Below are 15,441 nucleotides of genomic sequence, written 5' to 3'. Positions count from 1 at the left end.
GGGCGGGGGCGGTACCTATGTGCCGAATCGACCGGCATCGACCGGCAGCGCGGCCGCGGCCAATCCCTGCAGCACATCGCCCACCACGATCACCGCCGGGCTGGCCAGTCCGGCGTCGGCGATGCGCGCCTGCAGGCCCTGCAGCGTGGTCACGAGGTGGCGCTGGTGCGGCAGGCTGGCGTGTTGCACCACGGCCACCGGTGTGTCGCCCGGCAGGCCGTGCAGCAGTTCGCGCTCGATGTGGCCGGCGCCCGAGACACCCATGTAGATCACCAGCGTGAGGCGCGCGTTGTGCGCCGTGGCGGCCAGCGCGCGCCAGTCGGTCGGGTCTTCGGCCGCGCCCGCGCCGGTCTTGGCGTGGCCCGTGACGAAGACGACGCCCTGTGCGTGGTCGCGGTGGGTGAGCGGCACGCCCAGCGAAGTCACGGCCGCAAGGCCGGCGGTGATGCCATTGACCACCGTGCATTCGATGCCGGCTTCGCGCAGGTGCTCCACCTCCTCGCCGCCGCGCCCGAAGATGAACGGGTCGCCGCCCTTGAGGCGCACCACGGTTTCGCCCTCGCGCACGGCCGTGATCATGAGCCGCTCGATGAAGGCCTGCGGCGTGCTCTTGCAGCCGCCGCGCTTGCCCACGTGCACGATGCGCGCGCCGGGCCGGGCGTAGGCCTGGAGCACGGCGTCGTTCACGAGGTCGTCGACCAGCAGCACCGTGGCGGCCTGGATCGCCTTGACGGCCTTGAGGGTCAGCAACTCGGGGTCGCCGGGGCCGGCGCCCACCAGCGTGCAGCGGCCGGTGATGGGGGGCAGTGTGTGGTTCATGCGTGGGATGCCAGTTCGGTGATGTGCCTGACTTGCGTCGCGATGGCTTCGGGCACGGGAAGCTCGCCCGCCAGCACACGCCGCGTGTACGCGGCCGTGGTGGCGACGTCGATGTCCTTCGGCAGGCCGGGCACGTCGGCGGCGGTGCCGGCGGCCTGGGCCTGGAGTTCACTGCGCACGCCGCGCACGAAGCCGTCGATCTGCGCGGTGCGGCGCGGGTCGGACACCACTTCGCCTTCGAGGCCGCGCGAGAGCAGGGCGGTCATGCCCGTGAGCTCGAAGGTCTCGCCCATCGTGCGGGCGTATTCGGGGTGCGTGTAGCTGGCCACCACCACGCAGGGGCCGGTGGTCGGCTGCATGAGCTTGACCACGCTGTGGCCGGGGTTGCGCAGGCCCACCACGCGGCGCACGTCGAGCAGGCGCTTGAGCGCGGGGTTCAGCAGCTCGGTCGGGGCAAAGCCCACCTGGCCGGCGGCAAGGGGCGTGAGCGTGGTCATCGGGGGCATGTCCAGGGCCGCAAGCACGTTCGATGCCAGTACCCGCGAGGTTTCGCTCGCGCTGCCGTGCACCAGCACCGGCAGGCCTTCGCGGGCCAGCAGGAGCGCCAGCAGCGGCGTGAGCACCGGCAGCTTGCGCGCGCCGTTGTAGCTGGGCAGCGCGATCAGCGGGCCGCCTGTGGCCGTCACCGGGTTCAGCCGCGCGTGCGTGGCGTCGAGAAAGCCGGCCATCTCCTCGGGCGTCTCGCCCTTGATGCGCATGGCCAGGCAGAAGCCGCCGATTTCCAGGTCGGTGACGGTGCCGTCCAGCACCTGGCCGAACAGGTCGCAGGCCTGTTCGCGCGTGAGCGGCCTGGCGCCTCGCGCGCCGCGGCCGATTTCCTTGATGTAGTGGCTGATTCCCATGGGTAGGCGGATTGTCCTGCAAGGCTTATGCCGGAATGCGAGGTCCCTTATGCCCCTACGGCCAGTGCCTCGGCGGGCGTGGCGCGCACCATTCGCTTGAGTTCCGGAATGCACGACCCGCAGTTCGTCCCGCATTTCAGCGCCCCCTGCAACGCGGCCAGCCGCTCGTCCGGGGTACCGCTGCAGCGGCCCAGTTCGGCCTGGATGGCCGCGTCCGCCACGTTGAAGCAGGCGCACACCGTCTTGCCGCGCGACTGCACGGCCACCGGTGCGCGGGCGCCTGGCGACAGCAGCAGCCGGCCGTAGCTCTGCGCCGGCAGTTCCTCGCGCAGCAGGGTGGCGATCCAGGCTTCGGCGCTGGTGTCGCCGCCCAGCAGGAAGGCTTCGAGCCCGGCGCTGCCGTCGGCGCGGCGCACCAGCCGTGCGGCGCGGCGCTGGCCGCGGCGGCGGTCGGCGTAGCGCAGGGTGTCGGCGGTCTGCAGGCCCAGCAGGCCCTCGATGGTGTCGACCAGCGCCGCGTCGGGCGCGTCGTGCGCAGCGGCGCGAAAGAGGACGCCGCTGCGTTCCTCGCCCTGCGCGTTGCTCGCGAACGGCACGCAGGTGGCGAAAGGGAAGAGCGCCATCAGCGGCTGCAGCGCGCGCTGCGCCGTGAGTGCCTCGCCGGCGGGTAGCCAGGCCATGGCCAGCAGCGACCATGGCAGCTCGGCCTTGAGGATCTTCACGGGCGTGTGCTTGAGCTCGGGTTGTTTGGAAGTCGGGCAGTAGGCCGGCGTGGTGAGCGCGTTGATGCCCGCGAGCCGCGCGCCGGTCGACGAGCAACCGCTGAGGTATTCCTCGCCCCAGTGCATCGCGACGAAAGCCTGGCTCAGGCCGATCTCGGCGCTGGCGCGCGCCGGCAGCAGGATCGAACCGCGTTTCGACGTGAGATGCACCAGGTCGCCCTCGGCGATCTGGCGGCGCGCCATGTCCTGCGCGTTCATCTGCACCACGGGCTCGGCCACGTGGCCGAACAGCTTGCCGACCGTGCCGGTGCGGCTCATGCCGTGCCACTGGTCGCGCAGGCGGCCGGTGTTGAGCGAGAAGGGGTAGCGCGTCTCGCGGGCCTCGGCCACCGGCCTGTAGGGCGTGTCGACGAAGCGCGCGCGGCCGTCGGGCGTGGGGAACACGCCGTCTTCGTACAGGCGCACGCGGCCGGTGCTGTCGCCCTCCTTCAGCGGCCACTGCTGCGGGCCGGCGGTCTCGAGCATCGCGTAGCTCAGGCCGGTGATGTCGAGGTCGCGCCCGCGCGTGGATTCGCGGTGCTCGTTCCAGACCGATTCGGCGCTCTCGTAAGGGAACAGCGTGAGCGTGCGGCCCAGCTGCCGTTCGAGCCGCTGCGCGAAGGCCACGGCGATCGACCAGTCGTTGCGCGCTTCGCCCGGCGCCGCGACGGCGGGGCGCACGCGCGAGATGCGGCGCTCGCTGTTGGTCACGGTGCCTTCCTTCTCGCCCCAGGTGGCGGCGGGCAGCAGCAGGTCGGCGAAGGCGCAGGTGGCGGTGGTGGCGAAGGCCTCCTGCACCACGACGAACTCGGCGCGCTCCAACGCGCGGCGCACCGTGGCCTGGTCGGGCATCGATTGGGCGGGGTTGGTGCAGGCGATCCACAGCGCGCGGATCTCGCCGTCGGCTGCCGCCTGGAACATCTCGACCGCCGTCTTGCCGGGCTTCTCGGGCACAGCGGGCACACCCCACAGCGCGGCCACTTCGGCGCGATGCGCGGGGTTGGCCAGGTCACGGTGCGCGCTCAGCAGGTTGGCCAGCCCGCCCACCTCGCGCCCGCCCATCGCATTGGGCTGGCCGGTGAGCGAGAACGGACCGGCGCCGGGCTTGCCGATCTGGCCGGTGGCCAGGTGCAGGTTGATGAGCGCCGCGTTCTTCGCCGTGCCGCTGGACGACTGGTTCAGCCCTTGGCAGTACAGGCTCAGCGTGGCGGGCGAGGTAGCGAACATCCGCGCTGCCGCGAGCAGATCGCCCTTCGGAATGCCGCACACCTGCGCCACCGTGTCGGGCGTGCAGTCGCGCACCGTGGCCTTGAGCGCGTCGAAGCCATTCGTGTGGGCGGCGATGTAGGACGCGTTGGTCCAGCCTTCCCACAGCATCAGGTGCAGCATGCCGTGGAACAGCATCACGTCGGTGCCGGGCTGGATCGGCAGGAACAGGTCGGCGATCTCCACGGTGTCGGTGCGGCGCGGGTCGGCCACGACGATCTTCAGCGCGGGGTTCGCGGCCTTCGCGTCCTCGATGCGGCGGAAAAGAATGGGGTGCGCCCACGCCGTGTTGCTGCCCACGATGAACAGGCACTCGGCGTGCTTCAGGTCGTCGTAGCAGGCCGGCGGCGCGTCGGCGCCCAGCGTCTGCTTGTAGCCGGCCACCGCGCTGCTCATGCACAGGCGCGAGTTGGTGTCGATGTTGTTGGTGCCGACCAGGCCCTTGGCGAGCTTGTTGAAGACGTAGTAGTCCTCGGTCAGCAACTGGCCCGACACGTAGAAGCCGACGGCGTCGGGGCCATGGTCGCGCACCACCTGGGCGAACTTGCCGGCGGCGTTGTCGAGTGCGGTGTCCCAGGTCACGGCCATGGGCGCCTCGCCGCGCACCGCGCGGCGCATCGGCTGCAGCAGCCGCGTCTGGCGCGTGACGGTCGCGCTGGCCGTGAGGTGCAGCGTCGAGCCCTTGCTGCACAGGCGCCCGAAGTTCGCCGGATGCGCGGGGTCGCCGCGCACGCCAGTGATCTGGTCGCCGGCGGATTCGATGATGACGCCGCAACCCACGCCGCAGTACGGGCAGGTGGATTTCGTTTCCCGCATTGCTCCCTCCCCTTCCGGGGGAGGGTTGGGGTGGGGGCTCGCGGCCTTGGCGATGGTGACGACGTTGTTCATGCGCACGCTGTCGCCCTCACCCTAGCCCTCTCCCAGAGGGAGAGGGGACAAGACCCTGGGCCCGGCGACCGGTCGCTCCAGGTCGAGCGCATGCGTGGCCAGCTCGCCGGCATCGAGGTGCACCATGCCGTCCTCCAGCTTCACCGCGAACTTCGGCGTGCAGCCTTCATCGGGCGAGCGTGCGCAGCCGTCGTCCAGCCCGATCGCCCAGTTGTGCAGCGGGCAGGCCACGCTGGTGCCGAACACGATGCCCTGGCTCAGCGGGCCGCCCTTGTGCGGGCAGCGGTCGAGCAGCGCAAAGACCTGGTCCTCGGCGTTGCGGAACACGGCGACGTCCAGGCCGGCGGGCCGCATCACGCGGCGGGCGCCGAGCACGGGGATGTCGTCGAGGCGGCAGATGGCTTTCCAATCGCTCATGGTGGGGCTCTCTTAGTTTTTTCTCTGATGCGTGGATGCGGTGGCGCGGCTCACACCGACAGCGGCGCGAACTGCCGAACGTCCACCGAGGCCTGCGCCGATTCGAACCACGGGTCCGGCTCGCCGTCGAGCGCAAACTGCAGCCGCTCCCACAGCGCTTGGCGGCCTTCGGCGTCTTCCAGGATCTTCTTCTTCACGTAGTCCAGGCCGACGCGGCCGATGTAGTGCACCGTGCGCTCCAGGTACCAGCCTTCCTCGCGGTACAGCTGCAGGAAGGCGCCTGAGTACTCCATCACCTCGGCGGCGGTCTTCACCTTCACGAGGAACTGCGCCACTTCGGTCTTGATGCCGCCGTTGCCGCCCACGTAGAGCTCCCAGCCGGAGTCGACGCCGATCACGCCCACGTCCTTGATGCCGGCCTCGGCGCAGTTGCGCGGGCAGCCCGACACGGCCAGCTTGACCTTGTGCGGCGAGTACATGGCCCACAGCGCGCGCTCCAGGTCCTTGCCCATCTGCGTGGAGTCCTGCGTGCCGAAGCGGCACCACTCGCTGCCCACGCAGGTCTTCACCGTGCGCAGCGACTTGGCATAGGCGAAGCCCGAGGGCATGCCGATGTCCTTCCACACGCCTTCGAGGTCTTCCTTCTTCACGCCCAGGAGGTCGATGCGCTGGCCGCCCGTGACCTTCACGGTCGGAATCTTGTACTTGTCGGCCGCATCGGCGATGCGGCGCAGCTCGTCGGGCGTGGTGTGGCCGCCCCACATGCGCGGAATGACCGAGTAGGTGCCGTCCTTCTGGATGTTGGCGTGGCTGCGCTCGTTGATGAAGCGGCTCTGCGGATCGTCCTTCGCCTCTTTCGGCCAGGTGCTGATGAGGTAGTAGTTGACGGCCGGGCGGCAGGTGGCGCAGCCGTTGGGCGTGCGCCAGCCCATGCCGCGGTACACGTCGTCGTGCGTGAGCCAGTGTTCCTTGCGGATGGCATCGCGCACGTCCTGGTGGCTCATCTCGGTGCAGCCGCACACGGCCTTCTTCTTCGGCGTGGCGGAGTAGTCGCCGCCGGCGGTGAACATCAGGATCTGCTCGACCAGCCCGGTGCACGAGCCGCAGCTGGCGCTGGCCTTGGTGTGCTTCTTCACCTCGTCGAGCGTGAACAGGCCCTTCTCCTTGATGGCCTTGCAGATGGTGCCCTTGTTCACGCCGTTGCAGCCGCACACCTCGGCGTCGTCGGGCATGCTCGCGGCCTTGCTGTGGCCTTCGTGGCCGGTGTCGCCGATGTTCGATTCGCCGAACATCAGCTTGTCGCGGATGTCGTGCACGCTGCGCCCGTCGCGCAGCAGCTTGAAGTACCAGCTGCCGTCCACCGTGTCGCCGTACAGGCAGGCGCCGATCAGCTTGTCGTCCTTGAGCACCAGCTTCTTGTAGACGCCGCCGAAGGGGTCGCTCATCACGATCTCCTCGGTGCCTTCGCCGCCCATGAACTCGCCGGCGCTGAAGAGGTCGATGCCCGTCACCTTGAGCTTGGTGGAGGTGAGCGAGCCCAGGTAACGGCCGATGCCGAACTGCGCCAGGTGGTTGGCCGCCACCTTGGCCTGCTCGAACAGCGGCGCGACCAACCCGTAGGCGATGCCGCGATGCGCCGCGCATTCGCCCACCGAGTAGATGCGAGCATCGGTCACGGTCTGCATGGTGTCGGTCACGACGATGCCGCGGTTGCAGTGCAGGCGCATCTTCTCGGCCAGCTCCACATTGGGGCGGATGCCCACGGCCATCACGACGAGGTCGGCCGCGACCTCGGTGCCGTCCTTGAAACGGATGGCCTTCACGCGGCCGTCGTCTCCGCCGACGAGGTCCTGCGTCTGCGCGCCCATGAGGAACTTCAGGCCGCGGTCTTCGAGCGACTTCTGCAGCAGCTTGCCCGCCACGTCGTCCAGCTGGCGTTCCATGAGCCAGGGCATCACGTGCACCACGGTCACGTTCATGCCACGCAGCATCAGGCCGTTGGCCGCTTCGAGCCCGAGCAGGCCGCCGCCGATGACCACCGCATGCTTGTGCGTGCGCGCGGTCTCGATCATGTAGTCGGTGTCGGCGATGTCGCGGTAGGCGATCACGCCCTTCAGGTCCTTGCCGGGCACGGGCAGCATGAAGGGGTTGGAGCCGGTGCACATCAGCAGGCGGTCGTAGGGCGCCTCGGTGCCATCTTCCGCACGCACGATGCGGTTCACGCGATCGACCTCGACCACCTTCTTGCCGGCGTGCAGCGTGATGTGGTTGTCGCTGTACCACTCCCAACTGTTGAGCACGATCTCGTCGACCGTCTGCTCGCCCGCGAGCACGGGCGACAGCAGGATGCGGTTGTAGTTCGGGTGCGGCTCGGCGCCGAAGACGGTGATGTCGTACAGGTCGGGCGCGATCTTCAGCAGCTCCTCGAGCGTGCGCACGCCGGCCATGCCGTTGCCGACCATCACGAGTTTCATTTTCTTCATGGGGCGGGACCTTTCAGGGAAATCAACCGAACGACGGCCCGCGGCGCGCGGTCAGAATCGCGCCATGAGCTTTGAAGTGGACATCGGCTACAGCAGCCAGCGCGGGCCGCGCGACGCGAACGAAGACTTCGCCGGCGCGGTGCATGCACCCGCTGGCGACGAGGCGCGCGGGCTCATCGCGGCGATTGCCGATGGGGTGTCCAGCGGCGGTCGCGGGCGCGAAGCGGCGCAGACCACGGTGATGGGCTTGCTGGCCGACTACTTCGCGACGCCCGCCACCTGGGAGCCGACTGCTGCACTCGACCGTTTGATCGGCGCGCAGAACGGCTGGCTTGCCGACCACAACCGCCGGCGCCAGGGAAAACAGGAGGGCGCCGGCACGGCGCTCACCACGCTCACCGCCTTGGTGCTGCACGGCCAGAGCTACACGCTGGCCCATGTGGGCGACACGCGCGCCTGGCACGTGCGCGCCGACGGCGAGCCCGCGCAGCTGCTCACGCAGGACCACGCCTTCGACCACCCCGACATGCGCAGCCGTCTCACGCGCGCCATCGGCCTGGACGACCAGGTGCGCGTCGACTACCTGCAGGGCGACGTGCGCGTGGGCGACTGCTTCGTGCTCAGCACCGACGGCGTGCACGGCGTGCTCAAGCCGCAGCAGGTGGCCGCGCTCGCGTTGCAGGGCGATGCCGAGGCGGCGAGCGAGGCGCTGGTGCATGCGGCGCTCGACGCCGGCACGCGCGACAACGCGACCGCGCTGGTGATCCGCGTGGTGGGGCTCGACGCGCGCCAGCTCGACGACGAACTCGGCGACGGCCGCCGCCTCGCGCCGCCGCCCGTGCTCAAGGTGGGCGACGTGCTCGACGGCTACGTCGTCACCGCGCCCGTGGCCGACACCGGCGTGCACCTGCTGTACCAGGCGCGTCATCCTGTCACGCGCGAACTGGTCGCGCTCAAGACCTTGCACCCCTCGCGCGCCGGCGACCCGCAGGAGCGCGCGATGCTGGCGCACGAGGCCTGGCTGGGACAGCGCGTGGGGCAGGGCGGCGGCTTCGTGCGCGTGCACGAGCGGGCGCCGGACGCCAGCGCGCTGTACATCGTGTTCGACTGGCACGGCGGCCGCACGCTCGAGCAGATGCGCAAGGACGGCACACGCGGCACCGTGACCGAGGTGGTCGGCGCGGCCATCGAGGTGAGCCGCGCGCTCGGCCGGCTGCACCGCCACGGCGTGATCCACCGCGACATCAAGCCCGGCAACCTGCATCGCGGCGACGACGGCCGCTGGCGCATCCTCGACCTGGGCGTGGCAATCTCGGGCCGCGAGGGCGCGGCGCAGCGCGAGCTGCATGCGGGCACGCCGAGCTACATCAATCCCGAGCAATGGGAAGAGGGCGGCGTGGCCGACGCGGGCAGCGACCTGTTCGCACTCGGCGCCACGCTGTACCAGTGGCTCGGCGGGCACTTGCCCTACGGTGAGATCGAACCCTACCAGGTGGCGCGCTACCGGCGCGACCCCGTCGCGCTCTCGCGCCTGCGGCCCGACGTGCCCGTGTGGCTCGACCACCTCGTGCGCAAGGCCGTGGCCCGCGACCCGCGCGAACGCTTCGAGACCGCCGAGGAGATGCTGCTCGCGCTGGAGCGCGGCGCCTCGCGTCCCGTGAACGCGCCCGCCGCCACGCCGCTGATCCGCCGCGACCCGCTCGCGCTGTACCAGCTCGCGCTCGGCGTGTCGGTGCTGTTCAACGTGCTGCTCATCGTGTGGCTTCTGTTCTTGCCACGTTGAGCGGGGGCGGGCGGACAGGGTCATGAGCGGGCGGCCTTGCGAACGGGCGAGGGCGTCGCAGCCGGGGCGGGCGTGACGCGCGCGCGCCCGCCCTTTTCGGCCCAGGTGCGCGTCCAGCGGATCTGCATCACGCGCATCACGCCCAGCATCACGAGCGACAGCAGAGCGAAGAACACGAAGCCCCAGAGGTAGCTGCCCAGGTACTGCTTCGACAGGCCCATGGCGTTGGGCACGAGGCCGCCGCCGAGGGCGCCGATCTCGCCGATCATCGAGCCGGCCACGGCCGTGCTCGCGGGCCAGCGCAGCGGCACCAGCTGGAACAGCGCGCCGTTGCCCGCGCCCAGCGCGGCGAAGCACACGATCAGCACCAGCGTGGTGACGGCCAGCGAGCCCGACGAGAAGCCCACCAGCACGAGGCCCACGGCCACCACCAGCAGCACCACCGTGAGCGTGTTCACGCCGCCCCAGCGGTCGGACAGCCAGCCGCCCACGATGCGCACCGCCGCGCCCATGAAGGCCGCGAGCATGGTCAGCTGGCCGGCCTGCACCTTGCTCACGCCGAACTGGTCGTAGTAGTACGAGGGCAGGAAGGTCGTGAGGCCGATGAAGCCGCCGAAGGTCACGCCGTAGATCAGGCTGAAGACCCAGCCGTCCTTCTCGAACAGGCAGGCGATGTGTTCGCGAAAGCTCGAATGCGCGTTGACGTCCGGCGGTTCTTTCGCGAACAGCACCATCACCACCATCGGGATCAGGATCGCGATCGCGGCCACGCCGTACACCGCCTGCCAGCCCAGCCAGTTGGCCAGTGGCGGCGCCACCAGCACCGACACCGCCGTGCCCACGTTGCCCGCGCCCACCAGGCCCATCGCGAGGCCCTTGTGCTGCGGCGGGAACCAGCCCGAGCCCAGCGACAGGGCCACGCCGAAGCTCGCGCCGGCAATGCCCAGCAGCACGCCCATGGCGAGCAGGTCGTTGAAACTCTTGACGAAGAAGAAGCCGAACAGCATCGCCACCGCGATCAGTCCCATCTCGACCAGCGTGGCCTTCTTGCGGCCGATGTACTGCGACAGCAGGCCGAGCGGAAAACGCATCAGCGCACCCGCGATGATCGGCACCGACAGCATCAGGCCCTTCTGCGCGGGCGAGAGGTCGAAGGTCTCGCCGATGAAGGGCGCCATGGCGCCGTTGAGCACCCAGATGCAGCAGGAGAACGAGAAGTACAGGAAGGCCGCGAACAGAGTCGGACTGTGGCCTGACTGCAAGAAATTCCTGAAACCGGACATGGCGTTCAAAGGTGCAAAAAGCCGCGGCGCGACCTGGGTGAGGTCGTGTCGGCGGACAGGGGTGGAGTCGGGGTACCGGCGGCGAACGCCGTCGGCATGGGGGTGCTCCCGGCCGGGAGGCGGCCGGGTTGGATGCAGGAACCTGCAGCCTCACCAAAGCGGTGCTTCGTTACACCGTGCCCTCTGTGTTGCAAGAGGCGTGCCTGCGAATGCGGGCTGGCCTGACCTATGCTTCCGGGGCCTTGCCACACCTTGCCGCCATGTCCCTTCTCGTCGTCCTTTCCCCTGAACTCACCGATGGCGCGCCCTTGCCGGCGTCGCTGCAGCTGTCGATCGATGCAGCGGGCGTTGCGGTGCTGGGGCGTGCGGGCTGCCACACGCTGGTGCAGCGGACGCAGGCACTTGCACCGTCGATGGTCCTGGTGCATCTGGGTGAAGCGCAGCCGCAGCTCGATGCGTTGCTCGAAGCGCTGGCCGCCTGGGGCGGCGCACCGCCGTGTGCTCTGGGCGTGATGAGCGCACCGTTGGACGGCGCGCAGCACGCGGCGCTCGTGGCCGCGGGCGTGCATGCCTGGGTACCCCGTGATGGCGTCGATGCGCTCGCAGCGCTGACGGCGCAGGCGCAGGCCCGCTGGGCGCGCGAGGCCGCGCTGCGCACCGAACTCGACGGCCTGCGCACGCGCATGGACGAGCGCAAGTGGGTCGATCGCGCCAAGGGCCTGCTGATGTCCGCACGCGGCATCGGCGAGGACGAGGCCTTCGGCCTGCTGCGCGGCGCCGCGATGCACGCCAATCTGCGGCTGGGCGAGGTGTCGCGCTCGGTCATCGAGGCTGCGCAGTGGGCCGAGGCGATCAATCGCGCGGGGCAGCTGCGCATGCTCTCGCAGCGGCTGGTGCGCGTGGCGGCGCAGCTCGCGGCCGGCATCGACGCGCAGCGCGCGCGCGTGTTGCGCACGCAGTCGACCGAACGTGTGCAGCAGACGCTGGATCATCTGACGGCCCTCGAACTGGCGCCGGCCGGCGTGCAAGCGCTCGGCGAGGTGCGGGCCGCGTGGAGCGCGCTGGCCGCGCTGCTGACCGCCAAGCCCGCCGCGCAGGGACTGGCCGCGATCGATGCGCGCGGCGAGGACTTGCTGTTGGCCGCCGAAGCCCTGACGGACGCTCTGGAAGCTTCGGGCGCACGGCGCGCGCTGCGCATCGTCAACATCTGCGGACGGCAGCGCATGCGTGCGCAGCGGCTGGCCAAGGACGCGCTGCTGGCCTCGACGCTCGCGGCCGGCGCCTCGCGCGACCGGCTGCTGCCGACCATGAACGAATTCGAAGCCGCGCTGCTGGAGCTGGAGCGCGCGCCGCTCAGTTCCCCGGAGATCCGCGCAGGACTGGTGAGTGCGCGTGACGAGTGGCTGCGCCTCGTCGGTGGCGTGCAGGCGCTCGACAGCCCCGAAGGGCGCGCCACGCTGGTGCGTTCCAGCGAGGCGCTGGTCGACACCTTCGAGCGCCTCACGGGCTGGTATGAACACAGCCTGCAGGTCATCATGTCTTGATGGCAGGTTTGTTCAGACCAGTTCAGGCCGCCGCTTTCTCCACATGCGCCTGGCGCGTGTAAAGGAAGTCGATCACCGCCTTGCGCGCATGCACATAGGCCGGGTCCTCGGCCAGCGCCACGCGGTTGCGCGGACGGGCGATGTCCACTGAAAGCACCTCGCCGATGGTGGCGGCCGGGCCATTGGTGAGCATCACGATGCGGTCGCTCAGCAGCACGGCCTCGTCCACGTCGTGCGTGACCATGACGACCGTGCTGCGCGTCTTCTGCACGATGGCGAGCAGCTCGTCCTGCAGCTTGGCGCGGGTGAGGGCGTCGAGCGCGCCGAAGGGCTCGTCCATCAGCAGCACCTTGGGTTCCATCGACAGCGCACGGGCGATGCCCACGCGCTGCTTCATGCCGCCCGAGATTTCTCCGGGCCGCTTCTGCGCGGCCGGCGTGAGGCCCACCAGCGCGAGCGCCGCGTCGGTGCGTTCGCGCAGTTGCGCCTTGCTTTCGGTGGCCGCGAACACGCGCTCGACCGCGAGGTACACGTTCTCGAAGCAGGTGAGCCAGGGCAGCAGCGAGTGGTTCTGGAACACCACCGCGCGCTCGGGCCCCGGGCCCTTGATCTCCTTGTTGGCACACAGCAGCACGCCCTGCGTGGGCGTGGTGAGCCCGGCGATCAGGTTCAGCAGCGTCGACTTGCCGCAGCCCGAGTGGCCGATGAGCGTGACGAACTCGCCCTTGGCCACGTTCAGGTTCACGTCGCGCAGCGCGACGAAGCGGCCCTTGGGTGTCTTGAAGGCCTGCTCGACACCGTGGATCTCGATGTACTTCGAATCGTCGTTCATGATTTCACTTCCTCGAAGGTGAATGCAGTGGCGAGCTTGATGAGCGCGAACTCCAGCACGAGGCCGACGATGCCGATCACGAAGATCGCGATGATGATGTTGGCGACGTTGAGGTTGTTCCACTCGTCCCACACCCAGAAGCCGATGCCGACACCGCCCGTGAGCATCTCGGCCGCGACGATCACCAGCCACGCGGTGCCCACGGCCAGGCGCACGCCGGTGAGCATGTAGGGCAGCACGGCGGGAAAGAGGATCTTGGTGAGGATCTTCCATTCGCTGAGGTTGAGCACCTTCGCCACGTTCATGTAGTCGCTCGGCACGCGCTGCACGCCCACGGCGGTGTTGATGACCATCGGCCAGATCGAGCAGATGAAGATGGTCCAGATGGCGGCCGGGTTGGCGCCCTTGAACACCAGCAGGCCGATGGGCAGCCAGGCCAGCGGCGACACCGGTCGCAGCAGGCTGATGAGCGGGTTGAACATGCGCGAGAGGAATTCGAAGCGCCCGATCGCGAAGCCGGCCGGAATGCCCACCAGCGCCGCGAGCCCGAAGCCCAGCGCCACGCGTTGCAGCGACGAGAGCACGTTCCAGCCCACGCCCTGGTCGTTCGGCCCCTTGCTGTAGAACGGGTCGCTGAACACGGTGACGGCCTGCTGCCAGGTGGCCATCGGCGAGGGAAAACCGGTGGTGCTCTTCATGGCGACGATCTCCCAGACCAGCAGCAGCAGGCCGAAGCCCAGGAACGGCGGGAGCACGCGCATCCAGAAGGCGCGCAGGTCGAGGGGCGTGCGAGTGCGAGGTGCAGATGTCGCCGCGGCAACGGCAACAGCAGGTGAGGGTGCCAGGGGCCTGGACACCACGGGCGCGGCGACCTGCGAGGCCACCGCGTCGAGCGGGGAATGGAAAACGGCGCTGACCATGATGTGCTTCTCCTCGTGCATCAGACGTGCAACTTGAACGAGTCGGCGTACTTCTTCGGGTCCTTGCCGTCCCAGACGGTGCCGTCGAAGAGCTTGCTGCTGCGCATCGCGTCCTTGGGCACGGGCGTCTGCGTGGCAGCGGCGGCCTGCTTGTAGATGTCGATGCGGTTGATCTCGGTGGCCACCTTCAGGTAGTCGGGGTGGTCCTTGAGCAGGCCCCAGCGCTTGTGCTGCGTGAGGAACCACATGCCGTCCGAGAGGTACGGGAAGTTCACGGCGCCGCCGTTGTAGAACTTCATGTGGTTGGGGTCGTCCCAGCTCTTGCCCAGGCCGTTCACGTAGCGGCCCAGGATGCGCTGGTTGATCGCGTCCACGCTGGTGTTGACGTAGCTCTTGTCGGCGATGGTCTCGGCCATCCTGTTCTTGTTCTGCAGGCCGGTGTCGATCCACTTGCTGGCTTCGAGGATCGCTGCGGTCACGGCGCGCGCCGTGTTCGGGTACTTCTTGGTGAACTCCGCGGTGCAGCCCAATACCTTCTCGGGATGGTCCTTCCAGATGTCCTGCGTGGTGATGGCCGTGATGCCGATGCCGTCCATGATGGCGCGCTGGCCCCAGGGCTCGCCCACGCAGTAGCCGTCCATGTTGCCCACGCGCATGTTGGCCACCATCTGCGGAGGCGGCACGGTGATGTTCTTGACGTCCTTGAACGGATCGATGCCGGCCGAGGCGAGCCAGTAGTACAGCCACATGGCGTGCGTGCCGGTGGGGAAGGTCTGGGCGAAGGTGTACTCGCGCTTCTCGGTGGCGATGAGTTTGGCGAGCGAGGCCGCATCGACCGCGCCCTTGTCGGCCAGCTTCTTCGACAGCGTGATCGCCTGGCCGTTGTTGTTGAGGGTCATGAGCACGGCCATGTCCTTCTTCGGGCCGCTGAGGCCCAGGTGCATGCCGTAGACGAGGCCGTAGAGCACGTGGGCCATGTCGAGGTCGCCGTTGGAGAGCTTGTCGCGCACGCCGGCCCAGCTGGCTTCCTTGCTGGGCACGATCTTCACGCCGTACTTCTTGTCGATGCCCAGCACCGAGGCCATCACCACGCTGGCGCAGTCGGTCAGCGGGATGAAGCCGATCTTCACTTCCTCCTTCTCGGGCTTGTCGGAGCCCTGGGCCCAGACGACAGCGCGCAGCGCGGGGTCGATGCCCACGGCGCCGAGGGCGGCGGCCTGCAGCACGCGGCGCCGGCTCAGTTTGGTTTTCAGCAGATCGGACATGGACGGGGCTCCAGAAGTGAAAAGACAAAAACGAAAAGGCGTCCGCACCGCGCAACGGCTGCTCGTGAACGAGCCCTTGCGGGATGGGGACGCCTTTGTCCGGTTCGGTGGGCCGCACCCGCCGTTGGGTGCCGCCTGCCTGAAGACCTTGCGGTCTGCGCCAAGGTCTATGCAAGCGGTGTGCCAGCCAAGGAGTGGTTGTCGGAGCTATGGAAAGGAGAGCTGGCAACGCACGCTGGTGCAGGAGAAGGTCCCTGCCGGAGCGCAAAACCTGGCGG

Annotated in this window: 11 protein-coding genes; 2 read left to right on the top strand and 9 right to left on the bottom strand. The window is 69.2% G+C overall.

Features of this window, described 5'->3' with window-relative positions:
• Positions 1 to 15: 15 nt before the first annotated feature.
• The 5 genes from cobA to nirB form a co-directional block, all read right to left on the bottom strand.
• Positions 16 to 819 (bottom strand): uroporphyrinogen-III C-methyltransferase, encoded by an 804-nt coding sequence (gene cobA, locus D3H34_RS08050; RefSeq protein WP_119552922.1) that lies wholly within the window; start codon positions 817 to 819, stop codon positions 16 to 18.
• Entirely contained in the window at positions 816 to 1,721 is a 906-nt protein-coding gene (gene ybiB / locus D3H34_RS08045) for a DNA-binding protein YbiB (RefSeq protein WP_119552921.1), read from the bottom strand. Before ybiB ends, cobA begins: the two co-directional genes overlap by 4 nt.
• Positions 1,722 to 1,768: 47 nt before the next feature.
• Complete coding sequence (locus D3H34_RS08040; protein WP_119552920.1) at positions 1,769 to 4,564, bottom strand: nitrate reductase; 2,796 nt, start codon at positions 4,562 to 4,564, stop codon at positions 1,769 to 1,771.
• Positions 4,565 to 4,657: 93 nt separating this feature from the next.
• A complete protein-coding gene (gene nirD / locus D3H34_RS08035; protein ID WP_119552919.1) occupies positions 4,658 to 5,053 on the bottom strand; it encodes a nitrite reductase small subunit NirD in 396 nt (131 codons plus the stop codon).
• A 50-nt stretch (positions 5,054 to 5,103) separates the two neighbouring features.
• The gene (nirB, locus tag D3H34_RS08030; protein ID WP_119552918.1) at positions 5,104 to 7,536 is read right to left on the bottom strand and encodes a nitrite reductase large subunit NirB; all 2,433 of its coding nucleotides are present in this window, start codon (positions 7,534 to 7,536) and stop codon (positions 5,104 to 5,106) included.
• Positions 7,537 to 7,600: 64 nt separating this feature from the next.
• On the opposite strand from nirB, the gene D3H34_RS08025 reads away from it, so the two are divergent.
• The gene (locus tag D3H34_RS08025) at positions 7,601 to 9,319 is read left to right on the top strand and encodes a bifunctional protein-serine/threonine kinase/phosphatase (protein WP_119552917.1); all 1,719 of its coding nucleotides are present in this window, start codon (positions 7,601 to 7,603) and stop codon (positions 9,317 to 9,319) included.
• A 20-nt stretch (positions 9,320 to 9,339) separates the two neighbouring features.
• Here the strand turns inward: D3H34_RS08025 and D3H34_RS08020 are convergent, their stop codons facing one another.
• Positions 9,340 to 10,602 carry an MFS transporter gene (locus D3H34_RS08020; RefSeq protein WP_119552916.1) on the bottom strand — a complete coding sequence of 421 codons (1,263 nt, stop codon included), beginning with the start codon at positions 10,600 to 10,602 and terminating at the stop codon, positions 9,340 to 9,342.
• Between the two features lie 260 nt (positions 10,603 to 10,862).
• Between D3H34_RS08020 and D3H34_RS08015 the strand changes: the two genes are divergently transcribed.
• Entirely contained in the window at positions 10,863 to 12,146 is a 1,284-nt protein-coding gene (locus D3H34_RS08015; RefSeq protein ID WP_119552915.1) for an ANTAR domain-containing protein, read from the top strand.
• A gap of 22 nt (positions 12,147 to 12,168) precedes the next feature.
• Here the strand turns inward: D3H34_RS08015 and D3H34_RS08010 are convergent, their stop codons facing one another.
• Genes D3H34_RS08010 through D3H34_RS08000 form a run of 3 tightly spaced genes read right to left on the bottom strand, consistent with a single transcriptional unit; the run spans position 12,169 to position 15,163 of the window.
• A complete protein-coding gene (locus D3H34_RS08010; protein ID WP_119552914.1) occupies positions 12,169 to 12,978 on the bottom strand; it encodes an ABC transporter ATP-binding protein in 810 nt (269 codons plus the stop codon).
• Positions 12,975 to 13,898, bottom strand: a complete 924-nt coding sequence (ntrB, locus tag D3H34_RS08005) for a nitrate ABC transporter permease (protein ID WP_119553001.1) — start codon at positions 13,896 to 13,898, stop codon at positions 12,975 to 12,977. The genes D3H34_RS08010 and ntrB overlap by 4 nt, the downstream gene beginning before the upstream one ends.
• Positions 13,899 to 13,918: 20 nt before the next feature.
• A complete protein-coding gene (locus D3H34_RS08000) occupies positions 13,919 to 15,163 on the bottom strand; it encodes a CmpA/NrtA family ABC transporter substrate-binding protein (protein WP_119552913.1) in 1,245 nt (414 codons plus the stop codon).
• Between the last annotated feature and the right edge of the window lie 278 nt (positions 15,164 to 15,441).

Source organism: Acidovorax cavernicola (assembly GCF_003581445.1).
The sequence above is the reverse complement of the archived record's forward strand: the minus strand, read 5'-3'. Positions and strand labels throughout refer to the sequence as shown.